Origin of the sequence: Shinella daejeonensis (assembly GCF_024281235.1) — a bacterium.
GTDB lineage: Bacteria > Pseudomonadota > Alphaproteobacteria > Rhizobiales > Rhizobiaceae > Shinella > Shinella daejeonensis.
Window position 1 is genome coordinate 1144780 of sequence record NZ_JAHWXY010000001.1, and the last position, 18811, is coordinate 1163590.

Sequence of the window (18811 nt, forward strand, 5' to 3'; positions counted from 1 at the left end):
GACGCACCCGCTTGGAAATCTTGAGGACAGGGCATGACCTACGACTACATCATCACCGGCGCCGGACCTGCCGGCTGCGTTCTCGCGAACCGGCTTTCGGAAGACCCGACCGTTCGCGTGCTGCTGCTCGAAGCCGGCGGCGGCGACTGGAACCCCCTTTTCCACATGCCGGCGGGTTTCGCCAAGATGACCAAGGGCGTGGCCAGCTGGGGCTGGGAGACCGTGCCGCAGAAACACATGAAAGGCCGTGTGCTGCGCTATACGCAGGCGAAGGTCATCGGCGGCGGGTCCTCGATCAACGCGCAGCTCTATACGCGCGGCAACGCCGCCGACTATGACCTGTGGGCGAGCGAAGACGGCTGCGAAGGCTGGAGCTACCGGGAAATCCTTCCCTATTTCAAACGCGCCGAGGACAACCAGCGCTTTGCCGACGACTATCATTCCTACGGCGGACCGCTCGGCGTCTCGATGCCGGTCTCGGCGCTGCCGATCTGCGACGCCTATATCCGTGCGGGCCAGGAACTCGGCATTCCCTATAACCACGATTTCAACGGCAACCGGCAGGCGGGCGTCGGCTTCTATCAGCTGACCCAGAAAAACCGCCGCCGTTCCTCCGCCTCGCTCGGCTATCTTTCCCCGGTCAGGGACCGCAAGAATCTCACCATCCGCACCGGCGCCCGCGTCGCCCGCATCCTGCTGGAAGGGTCGCGCGCAACCGGCGTCGAGGTGGTGGCGGGCGGCAGGCTCGAGACCATCCGGGCGGAGCGCGAGGTGCTGGTCTCCTCCGGCGCCATCGGCTCGCCGAAGCTGCTCCTGCAATCCGGCATCGGTCCGGCCGATCATCTGAAATCGGTCGGCGTCGAGGTCCGGCACGACCTGCCCGGCGTCGGTTCGAATCTACAGGATCATCTCGACCTTTTCGTCATTTCCGAATGCACCGGCGATCACACCTATGACGGCGTCGCCAAATGGCACCGCACGCTCTGGGCGGGCCTGCAATATGTGCTGTTCCGCTCCGGTCCCGTCGCCTCCTCGCTCTTCGAGACCGGCGGCTTCTGGTATGCCGACCCCGATGCCCGCTCGCCGGATATCCAGTTCCATCTCGGCCTCGGCTCCGGCATCGAGGCGGGCGTGGAAAAGCTGAAGAACGCCGGCGTGACGTTGAATTCGGCCTATCTGCATCCGCGCTCCCGCGGCACGGTGCGGCTCGCCGCAGCCGATCCCGCCGCAGCGCCGCTCATCGATCCGAACTATTGGGACGATCCGCACGATCGGAAAATGTCCATCGAGGGGCTGAAGATCGCCCGCGAGATCATGCAACAGGCCGCGCTGAAGCCGTTCGTCATGGCCGAGCGCCTGCCGGGACCGAAGGCGGTCACCGACGAGGACCTGTTCGACTACGGCTGCGCCAACGCCAAGACGGACCACCACCCGGTCGGCACCTGCAAGATGGGAACGGACGCGGACGCCGTCGTCGGTCTCGATCTGAAGGTGCACGGGATCGAGGGCCTGCGCGTCTGCGACAGCTCCGTCATGCCGCGCATTCCCTCTTGCAATACCAACGCACCGACCATCATGGTGGGCGAGAAGGGCGCGGACCTGATCCGCGGCGTGCCGCCGCTGCCGCCGCAGATCTTTCTCCATGAGCGCAACGACGCCCGTCCGCGCGCCCGCAACGATGTGAGATAGGACAGAGCCATGATCCGCCACTGCGTCTTCATCCGCTTCAAGCCGACCATTTCCTCCGCCTACAAGGCGGAGTTGTTCAACGAGATCGCCGCGCTGCAAAATCGGCTGCCGGGCATCGCCGCCGTCCATATCGGGGCCAACGTCAGCCCGGAAGCCGGCATGGACAAGGGGTTCGGCGAAGGTTTCATCGTCGATTTCACCGACAGTTTCGCCCGTGACGCCTATCTGGACGACCCCGCGCACCGGGCGACGGGCGCGCGGCTTGCCGCCGCCGCCGAAGGGGGCCTTGCCGGCATCCTCGTCTACGATCTGGAGATCGACGATCGTCCGGCATGACCGCCGGTCCGTCACGCGCATCCGGAAAGTCGATATTTCACCGTCAGCAAATATTAAGCAACGCGTGACACTGTCCTGCGACGAGCGCAACCAAAACGCGCCGGTCGGGGAACACGGACGAACGAGACGCAATGATGCGCCATGCCATGCGAAGAGCCGTCGACGGACTGGGATATTATCTTCCGGCGCTGGTCGTCGCCGTTGCCGTCTGCTTTGCCGTCGTGCTCGCCGATATGCAGAAACGCCAGCTTGAGGAAGAATACCTCCGCTCCTTCACCACGGAACAGCTCGGCCGGCTGCAATCCCGCCTTCAGGGCAATATTCTCGGCAATATCAAGCTCGTGCAGGGGCTGATCGCAACGCTTTCCGTCGAGCCGGACATAGCGCCGGAGCACTTCTCAGAATTGGCCCGCCGCATTTTTCGCGAAGACGCGCAGCTTCGCAATCTCGCCATCGCGCCGAATATGGTCGTCACCCTTGCCTATCCGCTGAAGGGAAACGAACGTTCGATCGGCCTCGACTACCGCAAGATCGAGGCGCAGCGGGCGGCCGCCCTTCTCGTCAAGGAGCGCGGCCAGCCGCTGGTCACGGGACCGGTGGAACTGGTGCAGGGCGGTCTTGGCGTCATCGCCCGCTATCCGCTCTACAAGAACGAGAAGGATCGCGAGACGTTCCGGGGCATTGCTTCGGCGGTCATCGATCTGGATGAACTGCTCACCGTCAGCGGTTTCGAGGACACGGACCTGCCGATCGCCGTTTCGCTCTCCGTCGGCGCGCACGACGGCCGCCCCGGCGGGGTTTTCTTCGAAACCGCGACACCGGTCGATAGCGCGCCCGTCGTCACCGCGATCAATCTCGGCCATGACCAGTGGACACTGTCGGCGTCTCCGCTCGGCGGCTGGAACCAGGTTTCCGGCCTCGGCCCCTTCCGGCTGGCGCTGGCCGCGCTCGGCTTCATCATCGTCATGCCGATGTTCTGGGTCGGCTATCTGATGAAGGATCGCCACCGCCATCTTCTCGCCCTCAAGGACCGTGAGGACCGTCTGGAAACCGTCTCCCAGCGGTTGCAGCTTGCACTCAACGCCTCTCGCGTCGGCGTCTTCGAATATGACGCCAAGACCGGGACGCTGTCCTGGGACCGGCGCATGCGCGAGCTTTACGGCGTTGCCCGGGAAAAACAGGTCTGTAGCTACGAGGACTGGCGCGCCGCGCTGCATCCCGACGATCTCGAAGCGGCGACCCAGCGGTTCGAGCAGGCGCTGGAGGACAAAACACCGTATATAACCGCGTTCCGCGTCCTGAGCGCCGACGGGCGCACCCGTCACATCCGCGCCCACGGCATCACCTATCGCACGCCCTCGGGCGGGAACCGGATGGTCGGCGCCAATTGGGACGTCACCGAGGATATCCAGCTACAGGCCGAACTGCTGAACGCCAAGCTCACCGCCGAAGCGCAGAACACGGCGCTGGAGGACGCCCGCCTCGTGCTCGAACACAATGCGCTGCACGACGCCCTCACACGCCTGCCCAACCGCCGCTTTCTCGACCAGGAACTGGCGCTTGCAAGCAATCGCGGCGGCGACGGCCCCCTCACCCTCCTGCATATCGATCTCGACCGCTTCAAGGACATCAACGATACGCTCGGCCATGCCGCCGGCGACGAGGTGCTGAAAAACGCCGCCGCCATCCTGCGTTCGCATGTGCCGCCGGAAGACTTTATCGCCCGCATCGGCGGCGACGAATTCGTCCTCCTGTCGCGGCGCGACCCCACCGTCACCGATTTTTCAGCGCTGGCGACCCGGATCGTGCGGGCGATCAACGAGCCCTTCACGGTCGCCGGCCACGATTGCCGCATCGGCGCGAGCGTCGGCGTCGCCACCCGCAACGATACCGGGGAAACCGCCGAACAGCTTCTGGTCAACGCCGATATCGCGCTCTACGAGGCTAAGCGCCGCGGCCGCAACTGCGTCGAGAGCTTCAACGACGAACTGCGCCTGCGGACCGTCGAGGCCAAGCGCCTCGGCGACGATATCCTGCGCGGCCTGGAGCGGCAGGAATTCGAGGCGTTCTTCCAGCCCCAGTTCGACGCCCGGACGCTGGAGATCGTCGGCGTCGAGGCGCTGGCGCGCTGGCGGCACCCCACCCGGGGGCTTATTTTCCCCGACGTCTTCCTGCCGGTCGCCGAAAATCTCAATGTCGTCTCCCGCATCGATGAGGCGATCCTCAATCAGGCGCTGCTCCAGGCGATGCGCTGGCGGGCGCAGGGGCTCGACATCCCGCGCGTCTCCGTCAATGTCTCCTGCCAGCGGCTTCGCGACGAAACGCTCACGGCCAAGCTGCGAGACATGAACATTCCGGCCGGATTGCTGACGTTCGAACTGCTGGAATCGATTTCCTTCGACAGCGCCGACGCCAGCCTGAAACAGGCGATCGAGGAGATCAAGGCGCTCGGCATCGATATCGAGATCGACGATTTCGGCACCGGCCACGCCTCCATCGTCAGCCTGCTGGAACTGTCGCCGAAACGGTTGAAGATCGACCGGCGGCTGATCCTGCCGCTTCTGGAATCCCAGGCCCAGCAGAGCCTCGTCAGTTCCATCCTCGATATCGGCCGCGTGCGCGGCATCGAGATCGTCGCCGAGGGCGTGGAGACGCTGGCCCATGCCGAACTGCTGCGCAGGCTCGGCTGTCACGCCCTCCAGGGCTACGCCTTCGCACGACCGATGCCGGCGGAGGAATTCCTCGTCTTCGCGCAGTCCCGGTCGTGGCTCGACGAGGCGACGCCTCGCTTCAGGGCCGCAGGAGCGACGTGAGCGCACGCGCGACCGCGACACCGTCATGCTGGCCGCGCTGCCACGGATCCTCGAACTCGCCGAGCAGCACTTCCGCCGCGAGCATGGCCGAAGCCTCCTCCAGGTCGCCTTCCTGAAGATAAGCGAAGGCGCCGACCGTCTTCTGGAACGGCAGCAGCTGGCGATTGACCAGAACATGGGTGAAGGGACGCGTATCCTCGCCGCCGTTGTCGCGCCAGGCAGCGCCTGCGACGGTCAGCATCCGCGCCGCGTCGAACCCCTGCGTTTCCCGGCATTGCAGGATATTGCCGATGAATATCCGGCGCGCGCGGCGATTGGCGGCAATCGCCGGCACGATGCCTTCAACGCAGAAATGCGCCAGCACGCTGGTGAAGAAGCTGCCGGGACCGAACACGAAGGCGTCGGCCTGCGCGAGGCTTTCCAGCACCGCCTCATTGGCGCTGACCGACGCGCCGCCGGGACCGGCAAGGGTGATCTCCCGGATGCCGGCGCTTCCCTCGCCGGCTTCGAGCGCCGTCACACGATGCTGGCCGGCAATCCGGCGGCCGTCGTTCAGAACCGCGGAAAGATCGATGCCGTTCATCGTCGAGGACGGCCAGACATGCCCCGCAATGTCGCAGAGCTTTCGGAAGACGAAGATCGCCGTATTGATCTCGCCGTTATGGGCAAGATGCGCCCCGGTCAGGATGAAATTGCCGATACTGCCGTTGCGAAAGTCGAAATCCGGGCCGATCGCCGCGCGGAACGTGCCGAGATAATTGAGGATCGCACCCCGCAGGCCGGGCTCCATGCGCTCCAGCAGGGGATGCCGCCCCTCCGCATAGAAGGCGAATTCGCTGCGCGCATCCTCGGTGGAACCGCTGGTCAGCCGGGCATTGCAGACTTTCACCACATCGCCCGCGCGTCCCTCGCCATAGGCCATGGTCATCAGCGCCTGGCGGATATCGCCGACCGAAAGCACGTTCAGGTTCTCGCGGATGATCCTGGAACTGCCGCCGCTGTCCCAGGCCGGCACCACCCGCGTCAGGCGAAGCGGCAGGCCGCATAGCGCGAGATTGAGCGAGCGGCAGGCGGTCCCGCCGGAAAAAAGGACGATATGCGGCATGGGGTCGTCTGCCATCAGGCTTCCTTGCGATTTGCGGCCGCACCCGTGCGGCCCGGCGAAAATGACATCGGCCGCCGGCGCGCGCAAGCATCCGGCCCGCCGCCGGCACCCGGGCCTGCGGACCGCTTTCGAAACGGGCCACTGCGGGCATGGAAAAAATATTTGCCTTTGGCGAATTTATTCGCAGTTTTCTACCCATCGTTTCCGATGGATTTCTGCAATCAATCGCCCATCGAACCCACCAGCCACGATTGGAGCTGACAATGAACTGGTTGAAGACCCTCGCTCTTGCCGCCGCGCTTCAGGCGACCGCACTCGCTCCGGCGCTGGCCGGCGAAAACCTCGCCGCCGTCACGCAGGCCGGCGTCCTGAAGATCGGCACCGAAGGCACCTACGCCCCCTTCACCTATCACGACACCAGCGGCAAGCTGGTCGGCTTCGACGTCGAAATCGGCGAGGCCATCGCCGGGCGTCTCGGCGTGAAGGCCGAGTTCCTCGAAGGCAAATGGGACGGCCTGATCGCCGGCCTCGACGCCAACCGCTACGACGCGGTCATCAATCAGGTCGGCATCACCGAGGAGCGCAAGAAGAAATACGATTTCTCCGAGCCCTATATCGCCTCCAAGGCGGCGCTGATCGTGCGCGAGGACGACGACAGCATCAAGGGCTTCGATGATCTCAAGGGCAAGAAGTCGGCGCAGTCGCTGACCAGCAATTTCGGCAGGCTCGCCGAACAGTCCGGCGCGGAGCTTGTCGGAACCGACGGTTTCGACCAGTCGATCCAGCTCGTGCTGACCGGCCGCGCCGACGCGACGATCAACGACAGCCTGTCCTTCCTCGACTTCAAGAAGCAAAAGCCCGACGCGAAGGTGAAGATCGTCGCCACCCAGGAAGGAGCCGACTATTCCGGCGTCATCATCCGCAAGGGCGAGCCCGAACTGCTTGAGGCGATCAACAAGGCGCTGGCCGAGATCAAGGCGGACGGCACCTATCTGGCGATTTCGGAAAAATATTTCGGACAGGACGTCTCGAAATAGGCCCGGACGACCGGTCGGCGGCTTCGCACCCGCCGTTTCCTCATTCATACTGATGCAAGACGGCCGGGGATCGCCCCGGCCTCTCCATATCCGGAGGATCCCCCGTGCCGCCCTGGCTTCAACTGATGACGGACTCGCTCGTCCCGCTTTTGTGGGCGGCCCTTTCCTTCACCATTCCGCTCACGCTGCTGTCCTTCACCTTCGGACTGGCGCTGGGACTGGTGACCGCAATCCTGCGCCTGTTCGCCCCTGCCCCCTTCGCCGTGGTCGCGCGGTTCTATGTCTGGGTCATCCGCGGCACGCCGCTGCTGGTGCAGCTCTTCGTCATCTTCTACGGCCTGCCGAGCCTTGGCATCCTGCTCGACGCCTTCCCGGCCGCCCTCATCGGCTTCACCCTCAACGTCGGGGCCTATACGTCGGAGATCATTCGCGCCGTCATCTCCTCGGTGCCGCGCGGCCAGTGGGAAGCCGCCTATTCGATCGGCATGAGCTGGTCGCAGGCGATGCGCCGCACCATCCTGCCCCAGGCCGCCCGCGTCGCCGTGCCGCCCCTGTCCAACACCTTCATCTCGCTGGTCAAGGACACGTCGCTTGCCGCCGCCATCACCGTTCCGGAACTCTTCCAGACGGCGCAGCGCATCGTCGCCACCACCTATGAGCCGCTGATCCTCTATATCGAGGCGGCGCTGATCTATCTGGCGCTGAGTTCCGTGCTGTCGGCCCTCCAGGTGCGGCTGGAGCGCCGTTTCGCCCGCTACGGCGGTTTCCTGGAGGCACGGTCATGATCGAGCTTCGTCATATCGAGAAACGCTTCGGCGACAACCCGGTGCTGCGGGATATCAGCCTGACGATGAGCGAGGGGACGGTGACCGCGCTGGTCGGCCCGTCCGGCGGCGGCAAATCGACGCTGCTGCGCTGCGTCAACCTGCTGGAAATCCCCACCGCCGGCACGATCCGCATCGGCGACGAAAAGCTGGAATTTTCCCCCGGCCGCAAGGTCGGCTGGCAGGCCGTGCAGAAACTGCGTCGCCAGACGGGCATGGTCTTCCAGAATTTCCAGCTGTTTCCGCACCAGACCGCCATCGCCAATGTCATGGAAAGCCTCGTCACCGTCCTGCGCTGGCCGGCCGACAAGGCGCGCGCCCGGGCGCTGGAACTGCTCGACAAGGTCGGCATGGCGCATAAGGCGGACGCCTGGCCCGCCACCCTTTCCGGCGGCCAGCAGCAGCGCGTGGCGATCGCCCGCGCGCTTGCCCCTTCGCCGCGGGTGCTCCTGTGCGACGAGCCCACCTCGGCGCTCGATCCCGAACTCGCCGAGGAGGTCGTCGAGGTGCTGACGCGGCTCGCTCGCGAAGGCACGACGATGATCATGGCCTCGCACGACCTGCGCCTCGCTTCGCGTATCGCCGACGCGGTGGTCTTCCTGGAAGGCGGCGTCATCGTCGAGCAAGGCAGCCCGCACGATATTTTCACCGCGCCCCGCAAGGAGCGCACGAAGCGCTTCGTCGCCTCCCTCGGCATCCCGCAGGCCCAGGCTCCGCAAGCCGCTTCACCGGACGACGACACGCGGAAAACGTGAATTCCTTTTCCGTGACAGTTGAAACGACGAGGCGTTTCGCGCAGAGTCATCGGCGCATGACGGGTCGCCGCGTCAGCGGAACGCCGTCCAGAGGAGTATTGTGTCATGACCAAGAAAACACCGAACCCGATCGACGTGTTCGTGGGTTCCCGCGTGCGCCTGCGCCGATTGATGATCGGCATGAGCCAGGAAGCACTCGCGGATCGACTCGGTGTCACCTTCCAGCAAGTGCAGAAATACGAGAAGGGCACCAATCGCATCAGCGCAAGCCGTCTCCAGGCCATCGCGGACGTCTTCCGCGTGCCGCCGGGGTTCTTCTTCCAGGAGGACGATTCGGTTTCCGCAGGGGCTCAGCTTGCCGGCCAGCCAGGCGATATCTCGTCCTTCGTCGCCTCCAAGGAAGGGCTCGATCTCAACCGCGCCTTCCTCAAGATCGGAGATGAGAAGGTGCGCAAGTCGATCATCTCGCTCGCCACGGCGCTTTCCAACGCCGCAACCGGCGATCAGCCGGGCGAGCGCGGCGAAGCCGGCGACAAGCCGGAATTGCGGATCTGATCAACCCGATGCCCGCGCGCCTGCAAACGCTGGGGCAGCTGCGCCTTCTCGATGAAGGCGGCCTTGACATCGTCTATCCCGAAAAGGCGCTGCTGATCCTTTGCTTTCTGCGTGCGCGTCGGCAGGAGCAGGCCACGCGTAGCGATATCGCGCTCCTTCTGTGGGACGACGCCCATCCTGCCGCCGCCTTCACCAACCTGCGGCAGACCCTCCGGCGGGTGGCGAAGCGCCAGCGCGCGCTTGGCCGCACCTATCTCGCCTTCGACGATACGACGGTGATGCTCGGTCCCGACCCGGTGGAATGCGATATCGACGCCATGGGCGAGGAGGCGGATCCCGTCCTGCTCGCCCGCCTCCTGACTGACGATTTCCTGCGCTCCGTACGCCCCGGTTCGCAAGCGCTGGCAAGCTGGATCGCCACCCAGCGCGAGGGACACCGGGGCCTGCTGCGACGGGCGGCACTCCGGCTTGCCGAACGCGACGATCCGGGCGATCGCACCGCCCTGTCCTCGGCCACCCTCCGGCTTCTCGAAAACAATCCGGCCGACGAGGAAATCCGCACGCTTTTGACCGGCTACGCCGCGCCGCGCGGTCCCGTGGCCGCCCTGCCGCAAACGCGGCCGGTCATCGTTCCCGCAGGCGAGGCCGAACTTGCCGCCGCCCGCAGCAGGCAGCCGCGTATCGTGTTGCTGCCGCCGGTCACCTCGCACGCGACCCGCGGCATAGGCCGCTTCGCGGAAGCGCTGATCGAGGATGTGACGATCGGCCTGTGCAGCATGCGCTCGATCTCCCTCATTGCACCGCATACCGCCACCCAGATCTCACGCCAGGTCGACAAGGCCGCGACCTATTCGCGCCACCGGATCAGCTATATTCTCGAAACGAGACTGCACGATGAAGGCGACGGCTACACGCTTTTCGCCCAGTTGATCTTCTTCGGCGACGACGAGATCATCTGGGCCGATCGCTTTCCCCTGCGCTCCGACACCTTGCTTCATGCCCGCGAGGCCATTGCCCGCCGCATCGCCGCCGCCATCGCCGATGGGATCGAGCGCAACGAAACCGCACGCGGCGACTACGAACGCGATTGCGAGGCCTATCGCGCCTTCCTGTCCGGCCAGAGCCTGCTCGGCAACCTCGACCTGCGCCATGTGCGGCGCGCACGCAAGAGCTTTCGCGAGGCGCTCGTCACCAGCAGCGATTATGCACCGGCGCTCGGCGGCCTTGCGCGCAGCTATTTTCTCGAATGGCTGGTGACCGCGCGCGGCGACGGGGAACTGCTGCGGCAGGCAGAGGACTATGCCGAGGCGGCGGTCAAGGCGGACGAGACCCTGCCTTCCGCCTATCGTGAGCTGGGCGTCGTCAAGCTCTACGCCCGGCAATTCGACGAAAGCGAGGCCTATCTCAACCATGCCGAACAATTGAGCCCCCACTATGCCAATGTCATCGCAAGCCATGCCGATACGCTGGTGCAGGCCTCGCGTCCCGAAGCCGGCTTGCTGAAGATCGAGCGGGCGATCGACCTGAACCCGATGCCGCCGGACGAGTATTTCTGGACGGCGGCCGGCGCCTGCTACTCGCTCGGCGACTATCAGGGCGCGCTCGCCTTTATCGCCCGCATGAAGGACAAGACACCGGCCGACCGCATCTCCGCAGCGGCCCTCGCCATGCTGGGCGAAACCCGCAAGGCCCGCCTGTTCATCCGCCGCATCTATGAGGTCCATCCCGATTTCGATCTCGATAGCTGGATGGCGATCGTGCCCATCAAGGAAGAATGGCAAAGGCAGCACTATTATGCCGGCCTCAGGAAGGCCGGCCTCTGATCGTTCCAGGCAGGGAAAAAGCGGTCTCCCATGGCGAAGATCGTCGTTCTGGATCTTGAAGAGCAGGATGGCCACTGGATCGCCGATCTCGACGCCGGCACGGTGACGGCGGTCGAGCCGCCCGCAAGCGGCGATCTGGCCGCCGCCAACGGCTTGCGCAAGGCCGGCGCGAGGCATTCGGACAACTCCGGGCCTAGCGGCGGCAGCGGTTTCCCATTCCACGTGTGTCACGCCGATATCACGCGCAAAAATCGTCCATCGGGGCTATACTCTCCCTCTTATCGAGGGAGACATGGGGGGTGTTAGGGCAATGCACGGAAAAACCTGCGATACCGAAGACCGCGATACCGAACTGATGGCGCTCGCCCGTCTGGTGGCCTATGCGCTGGAATCGTCCCGATCGCTCGACGCCGAAGTCGTTGAGGTTTGCCTGGAGAAGGCGCTGGAGGCGGTTCTCGACCAGATCGACGACACGTCGCGCACAACGCTGACAACGGGCGACATCATTCTGATCAACCGCTCCGCGCTTTGCTGAAGCCGCCTCCGGCGGCCGTTACATCCCCGGACAACCGGGGACGATCTCAGCCGCCGTATTCGATGATCTCGAGCCCGGCGTTGTAGTCCGTCGCGTAGATCAGGCCGCGCGCATCGACGAAAACGTCTGCGGACTGGATGACCTGTGGGCGGCCGGGCCGCTTGTCGGTCATGCGGCGCGGAGCGGCGGGCACCAACGCGCCTGTCTCGACCGGCCGGTAGGGGTCGGAGATATCGAAGGCGCGGATGCCCGCATTCTGCCAGGTGGCGAAGATCAGCGTGTCGGAGACGAAGCTTCCCGGCCGGTTCTCATGCAGGTTATGCGGACCGAAGTGGCCGGCCTTCTTCGCGTAGTCGATTTCATTCGGGATCGGAAAGGTCGAGATGCTGATCGGGTTCGACGGTTCGCGGATATCGAACACCCAGGTGTGCTTGCGTCCGTCCTCCTCGTTGTCGAGCACCGCCTCGTCGGCGACGACGAGAAGGCCGCGCCCGACAAGCGGCAGCGGCGAATGCGTGCCGCCGCCGTAGGGCGGGCACCAGTTATGATGCCTGATCAGCTTCGGCGCGGCGTGATCCGTAATGTCGAGCAGCGTCAGCCCGCCATCGCGCCAGCAGGCATAGGCGGTATCGCCCGCGACGAGCGCATGATGCAGCGCATGACGCCGGCCGGCCGGCGCGGCGGGGCTTTCGCCTGCCGCCTTGTTCATGCCGGGCAGCCACCAGCGCCCGACGAGTTCCGGCCGGGCCGGATCGGCCATGTCGATGGTGACGAAAATATAATCGGTGAAGCCGTCGAGCAGCGCCGACGCATAGGCATAACGCCCGCCGACATACCAGAGCCGGTGAAAGCCGACGCCGTCCACATCGAGCTGGCCGATCTTCCGCGGCCGGTCGGGCGTGGAAATATCATAGACCGTCATGCCGGCCGTCCAGGCGCGCTTCTTCCGTGCGCCCTCCACACTCTCGCCGACGGATTTCGTGTAATAGGTCTTCTCGTCAGCGAAGGTCTCGACGTCGGCGAAGAGGTCGAGCGCGTTGATCACCAGCAACAGGTCGTCATGGGTCTGGAGATGGATGTTCCAGGTATTGGCCGGCGCCGGCACATAGGTCACCTCGCCCGGGTTCCTCGGGTCGCGCAGGTCGACGATGGAAAACCCCTGCGACCAGGGGTGCGCCACATAGGCGAAGCCGCGATGCACCATGAGTTGAAGACCGTCGCCGCGCCCGCCGATATCGGAATGGCCGATCAGCTTCATGTTCCGGGCAAAATCGGGTGTCGGCAGGGTCATGGCGCAATCCTTCTGTCATGAGGAAACGGAACGCCGCCGGCGCGACGTTCCGGTTGCTGAAAATCGGGGCTCAGTTGAGCGCCGGGATCCAGTCGGCGGTGGCCGCATCGCTCTTCAGGAAAGCCGGGAACTTCTGCTGTAGTTCCTCGATGGTCGATATCCCGTTGTCCACGAGATCGTCACGGGTGACGAGCGTCGGCTGGAGCAGGACGGAGCGGCCGGGAAACTGGCCGGCGATGGCCAGCGAAACGGCGCGGACCGAGACTTCGCCGACGACGGCGGCATTGGTGGCGGCGGTCGCCACCCAAGCGCTGTCAGGCTCGGCCATGAGCTGGATGTCGGCGGTCGAGATATCGACGCCGTAGATCTTGACGTTGGAAGACGTGCCGAGTTCGTCGATGGCAAGCTTGACGCCCTTGGCGAATTCGTCCCACGGCGTGAAGATGACGGAAATATCCGGATTGGCGCGCAGGATCGCCTTCGTCTGGTCGGCGACGGAAGCCGGAACGGTATCATTGACCACGCCCCAGACGGCCTTTTCCGTGAGATCATGCGACTTCACGAAATCCTGCCAGACGGCGTAGCGACGGTCGAGCGGCGCAAAACCCGCGACATAGACCGCACCGCCAACGAAGCCTTCGCCCTTGTCCTTGACCGCCTGTTCAAGCACGAGGCGGGCCATGTCGGCGTCCGACTGCTCGATCTGCGGGATCTGCGGATTGTCGAGGTCCACGTCATAGGCGACGACCTTGATGCCGGCGTCGAGCGCCTTCTGCGCCACGTCCTTCAGCACTTCCGGCCGGCCGTTGTTGATGATGATACCGTCGACGCCGAGATTGATCGCCTGTTCGACGAGGCTGCGCTGGGTGTCGTTGTCGTTGCGCGCCTGGGAAACGGTGAGCGTCACGCCCAGTGCATCGGCCTGTCGCTTCACGCCCGCCTCGAAGGCCTGCAACCAGTCGCCCGCCCCGAGGAAGCTCACGACAGCGATATCGACGTCGCCCTTGTCGAAGGGCGCCGGCGCGCCTTCCAGCCCCGCCGCCCCCGCCTGACCTGTCAGAAGCAGCGCACCGGCAAAGGCGCCGGTCAGCGATTTCACAAATCCGTTCATGGGTATCTCCTTGGTTTTCCAAAAGGTCAGGATCGGCCCCGGGCGACGCCATAGGTCAGCGCCAGAGCCCCGACGAGCACGGCGCCCTTGACGAAGTCCTGAGCGTAATAGGGCGCATTCAGCATGGTGAGGCCGTTCAGCAGAACGCCGACGAAGACCGCGCCGACGATGGTGCCGAAGACATTCGGCCGGCGCAGCCCCAGCACGGCAAAGCCGATCAGCGCCGCCGCGACGGAATCCATCAGCAGCGACGAGCCGGAAGACACGTCGCCACGCCCAACACGGGCCGCCACCACGATGCCGCCGAGCGCTGCCAGCGTACCGGAAATGACATAGGCGAGCGTCTTCAGCCGATCCGTTCGGCCACCGGCAAGCCGCGTCGCAAGCTCGTTGCCGCCGGTCGCAAAAAGCAGTCGCCCGATGCGCGTGCGTTCCGTCAGCACGAAAAGCACCACCGCGACCACCGCCATGACCACCACCGGCAGCGGCACCACCCCGAACAGGCTCGACCGGCCGATCAGCAGGAACAGCGGATCGTATTTGCCGGTCGCCGTCGAACCGTCGGGAAGGATCAGCCCCGGCGAGATCGAGCGCCCCGCGGTCGGAATAAGCTGGAGGCCGGTCAGCAGGAACATCATGGATAGGGTGGCGAGCAGGTCCGGCACCTTGAGCCGGACGATCAGGAAGGCGTTGGCGAAACCGATCAGGGCCCCGAGCAGGAGCACCAGTATCACCGTGGAGAAAGCCCCAAGCCCCCAGACGATCATGAAATAGCTCGCAGCCATGACGCTGGAGGCGGCCACCGCGCCGATCGACAGATCGAAGCCGCCGACGGAGAGCGTGACGGTGACGCCCGCACCGAGGATGGCGACCACCGAAACGGCCTGGAGGATGCTCATCAGATTGTTGATGTTGATGAAGGCGGGCTGGGCGACGCTGAAGCCGACCACCATCGCGAAGAGCAGGATGAAGACGGCGCCGGCGCGCAGGAATTCGCGCATGGCCTCGCCGGAAGCGGCTGCCGCCTCCCTGTTTTCCGGGCGTTCGTTCTTTGCCGGTGTCATGACGGATTTTCCTCAAGCGCGTGGGCGCGGGCGATGGGCCGGGCCGCGCGCAGACTGTGATGATCCATGACGAGCACGCGGTCCGCGACCTCGATCGCCTCCTCCGGATCGGACGTGGCGATCAGCGTCGCGCGGTCGGCGTGGCTGCGGATGGCGGTGATGATATCGTGGCGCGCGCCGACGTCGACCCCCTGGAAGGGTTCGTCGAGAAGCAGAAGCTTGCCGGGCTCCGCCTCCCATCGGGCCAGCACCACCTTCTGCTGGTTGCCGCCCGAAAGCGTCCAGACCGAGGCCAGCGGGCCGCCGGCGCGGATGCCGAGCCGGTCGATCGCCGTCTCCGCCCTTGCCCGCTCCCGCCCCGTCGCAAGAAACCCGGAAGGATACCAGCGCTTCAGATGCGGCAGGGCGATGGTGGCGGCGATGGATTCGCCCGGCCAGCCGGCCGGCATCAGCGAGGAACGGTGACGGTCTTCCCCCGCCATCGAGACGCCCGCCTCGATGGCCGCGCGCGGCGTGGCGGGCGCATAGGGCTGGCCGGCAAGCCGCATTCGTCCCGCGGCCAGCCGGCCGCTGCCGAAGATCGCCGAAAGAAGCCGGCTCTTGCCCGCCCCGAGAACACCCGTCACGGCGACGACCTCGCCGCGCCGCAGCGTCAGGTCGAAAGGCGCGCTTGCCGCAAGAAGCCGCGCATCCTGCATCTCGAATATCGCCTCGCCCTCGCCGGCGCGCGCGTCGGGCCGGGCGGAGGAAAGCGGTCGTCCGATCATCGTCTCGATGGCCGCATCGAAATCCACCGGCTGAGCGAAAGTCTGCACGACACGGCCGCCACGCAACACCGCGACCCGGTCGGCGAGCGCCGCAAGATCGGCGGTGCGGTGGGAAATGTAGAGAATGGCGATGCCCCGCCGCTTGAGATCCAGCAAGGCCGCATAAAGCCGCTGCGATTCACTTGCCGAAAGGCTCGCCGTCGGCTCGTCCAGGATCAGCAGTTCCGCCTTGTTGGCGAGCGCGCGGGCAATGGCCACAAGCTGTCGGTCGGCGGCCGCCAGATCGGCAAAATCTCGATGGACCGGCAGGTCGAAACCTGCCTCCCGCAGTATCGCCTCCGCCTCGCGCCGCACATGGCGACGCGAAACGAAGAAGGGCTGGCGCGGATCGACGAAGCGGTTGAGCATCAGCGCATCGGCCACCGTCAGGCCGGGAATGCCGACAAGATCCGTCGACTGATGCACCGTCACCACGCCGGCCGCCGTCGCAGCCGCCGGATCGGCCGGCGCAAAGGGGCGGCCCTTGAAGGTCACCCGCCCGGAATCGGCGGCCAGCACGCCCGAAAGGATTTTGACGAAGGTGGACTTTCCCGCGCCGTTGGCGCCCATCAGCGCGACAATCTCGCCCGCCTCGATGGCGAGAGAGAGATCGACGAGCGCGCGGGTCGAGCCGAACGACCGCGACAGGGATTGAGCGTCAAGAAGCGGCATCGCGACCCGTCCGGTTTCAGGAAAGCCGAATTGGCAGGCGTCGGGACGAAAAGGCAAGCATGGCCATTGCCCGCACCCGCTCAGGAAAGGAAAAATATTCCATCAACGGCCCCCTTTCCTCCGCAAACGGCGTCCGCCCGCCCGCCTGACCCGAAGATCCCCGCTCCGATGCATGAAAGCTGCCCGAAAAGTCACCGGGGCGCTGGAAAACGACGCTTATTTCCTTGCGAAGCAACTGACAAGTAAATTATAGTATTTTTATATGATTTCAGCGCTTTGATGCCTGGGCCGAACCGGAATCCTCCCTTCCCGGGGAGCATGCAGGACGATATCCCCGAACGGGCGGAATGCGTTAGGCGCGGGAAGCACTCCCGGCCACAACTGGGCTATCGCCTGCGGGCGGATGAAAGCGAAATGACATGCTCACCAAGAAGGGGAAATACGGGCTGAAAGCGCTGGTGGATCTGGCGCAGCTGGAGCCAGGCGAAACCGCATTCGTAAGCGAGATCGCGCTGCGCAACAATATTCCCAAGAAGTTTCTCGACGCGATCCTGCTCGACCTGCGCAATGCCGGCATGCTGCGCTCCAAGAAGGGGCCGGGCGGCGGCTATGCGCTGTCGCATCCGGCTTCGGAAATCCGCATCGGCCGCGCCATCCGGGTGCTGGACGGGCCGCTCGCCCCCATCCGCTGCGCCAGCCGCACGGCCTATGAGGCCTGCGAGGATTGCGCCGATCCCGAAAGCTGCCAGGTCCGCCGGGCGATGAGCGACGTTCGCGACGCCATCGCCGCCATCCTCGACACGATGACGCTGGAGCAGTTCGTCGCCGCGCCGGGCGCGAACGCGCTGATCGACGAGGAAGACGAGCCGGCCAAGCGCTTCGGCTGACCGCCGTCGCCACGGACGCGGCCGGGTCGATCTCCGCGCGGCGGGATAATCACGAACAGACCGCATCCATAGAAAAGAGCCCGGCAAGCCGATATCCGCCGGGCTCCTGCGTCCTGCCTGCCTGGCTCAGATGACGCCCTGGGCGCGCATCGCCTCGGCCACCTGAATGAAGCCGGCGATATTGGCCCCGAGCACGTAGTTGCCGTGCGAGCCATATTCGTCTGCCGTCGTGGCGCAGCGGTCGTGGATGCTCTGCATGATGTGGGCCAGGCGCTCGCGGGTCTGCTCGAAGGTCCAGCTGTCGCGGCTCGCATTCTGCTGCATCTCGAGCGCGGACGTCGCCACGCCGCCGGCGTTGGCCGCCTTGCCGGGGCCGAACAGGACGCCGGCGTCGATGAAGGCCCGAACGGCTTCCGGCGTGCTCGGCATGTTCGCGCCTTCGGCCACGGCGATCGTGCCGTTCTTGATCAGCTTGCCTGCATCCTTGGCCGAAAGCTCGTTCTGCGTGGCGCACGGCAGGGCGACGTCGCAGGGGACGTCCCAGATGGAACCCTTGCCCGACGGGATGAAATGCGTGCCCTTGTTCTTGACACGGACATATTCGGAAATGCGCTGGCGGCGGACTTCCTTGAGCTGTTTGACGAGATCGAGGTCGATGCCGTCCTCGTCGTGGATATAGCCGCTGCTGTCGGAGCAGGCGATGACCTTGGCTCCGGACTGGATGGCCTTTTCCATCGCATAGATGGCGACGTTGCCCGAACCGGAAACCGTGACGCGGCGGCCTTCGAAACCCATACCCTTGGTTTCCAGCATCGCCTTGGTGAAATAGACCACCCCGTAGCCGGTCGCCTCGCGCCGGACCAGCGAGCCGCCGTAGCTCAGCCCCTTTCCGGTGAACACGCCCGCCTCGAAACGGTTGGTCAGGCGCTTGTACTGGCCGAACATCCATCCGATCTCCCGCCCGCTGACGCCGATATCACCGGCCGGAACGTCGGTATATTCACCGAGATGGCGGTGCAGTTCCGTCATGAAGGACTGGCAGAAACGCATGATCTCGCCTTCCGAACGGCCCTTCGGGTCGAAGTCGGAGCCGCCCTTGCCGCCGCCGATCGGCAGGCCGGTCAGCGCATTCTTGAAGATCTGCTCGAAACCGAGGAATTTGATGATGCCGAGGTTGACGGACGGATGGAAACGCAAGCCGCCCTTGTAGGGGCCGAGCGCCGAGTTGAACTGCACCCGGAAGCCGCGGTTGATATGCACCTGCCCCTGATCGTCGATCCACGGAACGCGGAAGATGATCTGCCGTTCCGGCTCGCAAATGCGCTCGATCAGCGCATCGGTCAGATAGTCCGCATGTTTGGAGACGACGAGACCAAGGCTTTCCAGAACCTCACGCACCGCCTGGTGGAACTCCGGTTCGGCCGGATTTCGCTGGAGAACCTTCATGAAGATGGGTTCCAGCTTTTCGTCGATTGATGCCATGGAAAGACTCCTTTCGTCTTGTGGGT

The 18811-nt window shown here is 65.1% G+C and carries 17 protein-coding genes; 11 read left to right on the top strand and 6 right to left on the bottom strand.

The window, feature by feature from the left end; all coding sequences use genetic code 11:
* Positions 1-33 precede the first annotated feature (33 nt).
* The 3 genes from KYK29_RS05510 (at position 34) to KYK29_RS05520 (ending at position 4838) form a co-directional block, all read left to right on the top strand.
* Complete coding sequence (locus KYK29_RS05510) at positions 34-1689, top strand: GMC family oxidoreductase (RefSeq protein WP_254689828.1); 1656 nt, start codon at positions 34-36, stop codon at positions 1687-1689.
* A gap of 9 nt (positions 1690-1698) precedes the next feature.
* Entirely contained in the window at positions 1699-2025 is a 327-nt protein-coding gene (locus tag KYK29_RS05515) for a Dabb family protein (protein ID WP_254689829.1), read from the top strand.
* 131 nt (positions 2026-2156) lie between these two features.
* Complete coding sequence (locus KYK29_RS05520) at positions 2157-4838, top strand: bifunctional diguanylate cyclase/phosphodiesterase (RefSeq protein WP_254689830.1); 2682 nt, start codon at positions 2157-2159, stop codon at positions 4836-4838.
* Here KYK29_RS05520 and KYK29_RS05525 read toward each other — a convergent pair.
* Positions 4816-5958 carry a gluconeogenesis factor YvcK family protein gene (locus KYK29_RS05525; RefSeq protein WP_254689831.1) on the bottom strand — a complete coding sequence of 381 codons (1143 nt, stop codon included), beginning with the start codon at positions 5956-5958 and terminating at the stop codon, positions 4816-4818. The genes KYK29_RS05520 and KYK29_RS05525 overlap by 23 nt on opposite strands.
* A gap of 248 nt (positions 5959-6206) precedes the next feature.
* On the opposite strand from KYK29_RS05525, the gene KYK29_RS05530 reads away from it, so the two are divergent.
* The 7 genes from KYK29_RS05530 (at position 6207) to KYK29_RS05560 (ending at position 11472) form a co-directional block, all read left to right on the top strand.
* Positions 6207-6980: an amino acid ABC transporter substrate-binding protein gene (locus KYK29_RS05530; protein ID WP_254689832.1), complete on the top strand. Its 774-nt coding sequence runs from the start codon at positions 6207-6209 to the stop codon at positions 6978-6980.
* A gap of 104 nt (positions 6981-7084) precedes the next feature.
* Positions 7085-7765 (top strand): amino acid ABC transporter permease, encoded by a 681-nt coding sequence (locus KYK29_RS05535; RefSeq protein WP_254689833.1) that lies wholly within the window; start codon positions 7085-7087, stop codon positions 7763-7765.
* Positions 7762-8559: an amino acid ABC transporter ATP-binding protein gene (locus KYK29_RS05540; RefSeq protein WP_254689834.1), complete on the top strand. Its 798-nt coding sequence runs from the start codon at positions 7762-7764 to the stop codon at positions 8557-8559. The genes KYK29_RS05535 and KYK29_RS05540 overlap by 4 nt, the downstream gene beginning before the upstream one ends.
* A gap of 105 nt (positions 8560-8664) precedes the next feature.
* Positions 8665-9114, top strand: coding sequence for a helix-turn-helix domain-containing protein (locus tag KYK29_RS05545; protein WP_254689835.1), 450 nt, complete (start codon positions 8665-8667; stop codon positions 9112-9114).
* Between the two features lie 8 nt (positions 9115-9122).
* The gene (locus KYK29_RS05550) at positions 9123-10937 is read left to right on the top strand and encodes an AfsR/SARP family transcriptional regulator (protein ID WP_254689836.1); all 1815 of its coding nucleotides are present in this window, start codon (positions 9123-9125) and stop codon (positions 10935-10937) included.
* Positions 10938-10967: 30 nt separating this feature from the next.
* A complete protein-coding gene (locus KYK29_RS05555; RefSeq protein WP_254689837.1) occupies positions 10968-11243 on the top strand; it encodes a hypothetical protein in 276 nt (91 codons plus the stop codon).
* A gap of 4 nt (positions 11244-11247) precedes the next feature.
* A complete protein-coding gene (locus KYK29_RS05560) occupies positions 11248-11472 on the top strand; it encodes a hypothetical protein (protein WP_254689838.1) in 225 nt (74 codons plus the stop codon).
* A 46-nt stretch (positions 11473-11518) separates the two neighbouring features.
* Here the strand turns inward: KYK29_RS05560 and KYK29_RS05565 are convergent, their stop codons facing one another.
* The 4 genes from KYK29_RS05565 to KYK29_RS05580 form a co-directional block, all read right to left on the bottom strand.
* On the bottom strand, positions 11519-12763 hold the full coding sequence (locus KYK29_RS05565) for an LVIVD repeat-containing protein (RefSeq protein WP_254689839.1): 1245 nt from the start codon (positions 12761-12763) through the stop codon (positions 11519-11521).
* 70 nt (positions 12764-12833) lie between these two features.
* Positions 12834-13874, bottom strand: coding sequence for a substrate-binding domain-containing protein (locus tag KYK29_RS05570; protein WP_254689840.1), 1041 nt, complete (start codon positions 13872-13874; stop codon positions 12834-12836).
* A gap of 26 nt (positions 13875-13900) precedes the next feature.
* Complete coding sequence (locus tag KYK29_RS05575; protein WP_254690089.1) at positions 13901-14875, bottom strand: ABC transporter permease; 975 nt, start codon at positions 14873-14875, stop codon at positions 13901-13903.
* Between the two features lie 59 nt (positions 14876-14934).
* Positions 14935-16416 carry a sugar ABC transporter ATP-binding protein gene (locus tag KYK29_RS05580; protein ID WP_254689841.1) on the bottom strand — a complete coding sequence of 494 codons (1482 nt, stop codon included), beginning with the start codon at positions 16414-16416 and terminating at the stop codon, positions 14935-14937.
* Between the two features lie 419 nt (positions 16417-16835).
* On the opposite strand from KYK29_RS05580, the gene KYK29_RS05585 reads away from it, so the two are divergent.
* On the top strand, positions 16836-17303 hold the full coding sequence (locus KYK29_RS05585) for an RrF2 family transcriptional regulator (protein WP_254689842.1): 468 nt from the start codon (positions 16836-16838) through the stop codon (positions 17301-17303).
* 126 nt (positions 17304-17429) lie between these two features.
* Here the strand turns inward: KYK29_RS05585 and gdhA are convergent, their stop codons facing one another.
* Entirely contained in the window at positions 17430-18785 is a 1356-nt protein-coding gene (gdhA, locus tag KYK29_RS05590; RefSeq protein ID WP_254689843.1) for an NADP-specific glutamate dehydrogenase, read from the bottom strand.
* Positions 18786-18811 lie beyond the last annotated feature (26 nt).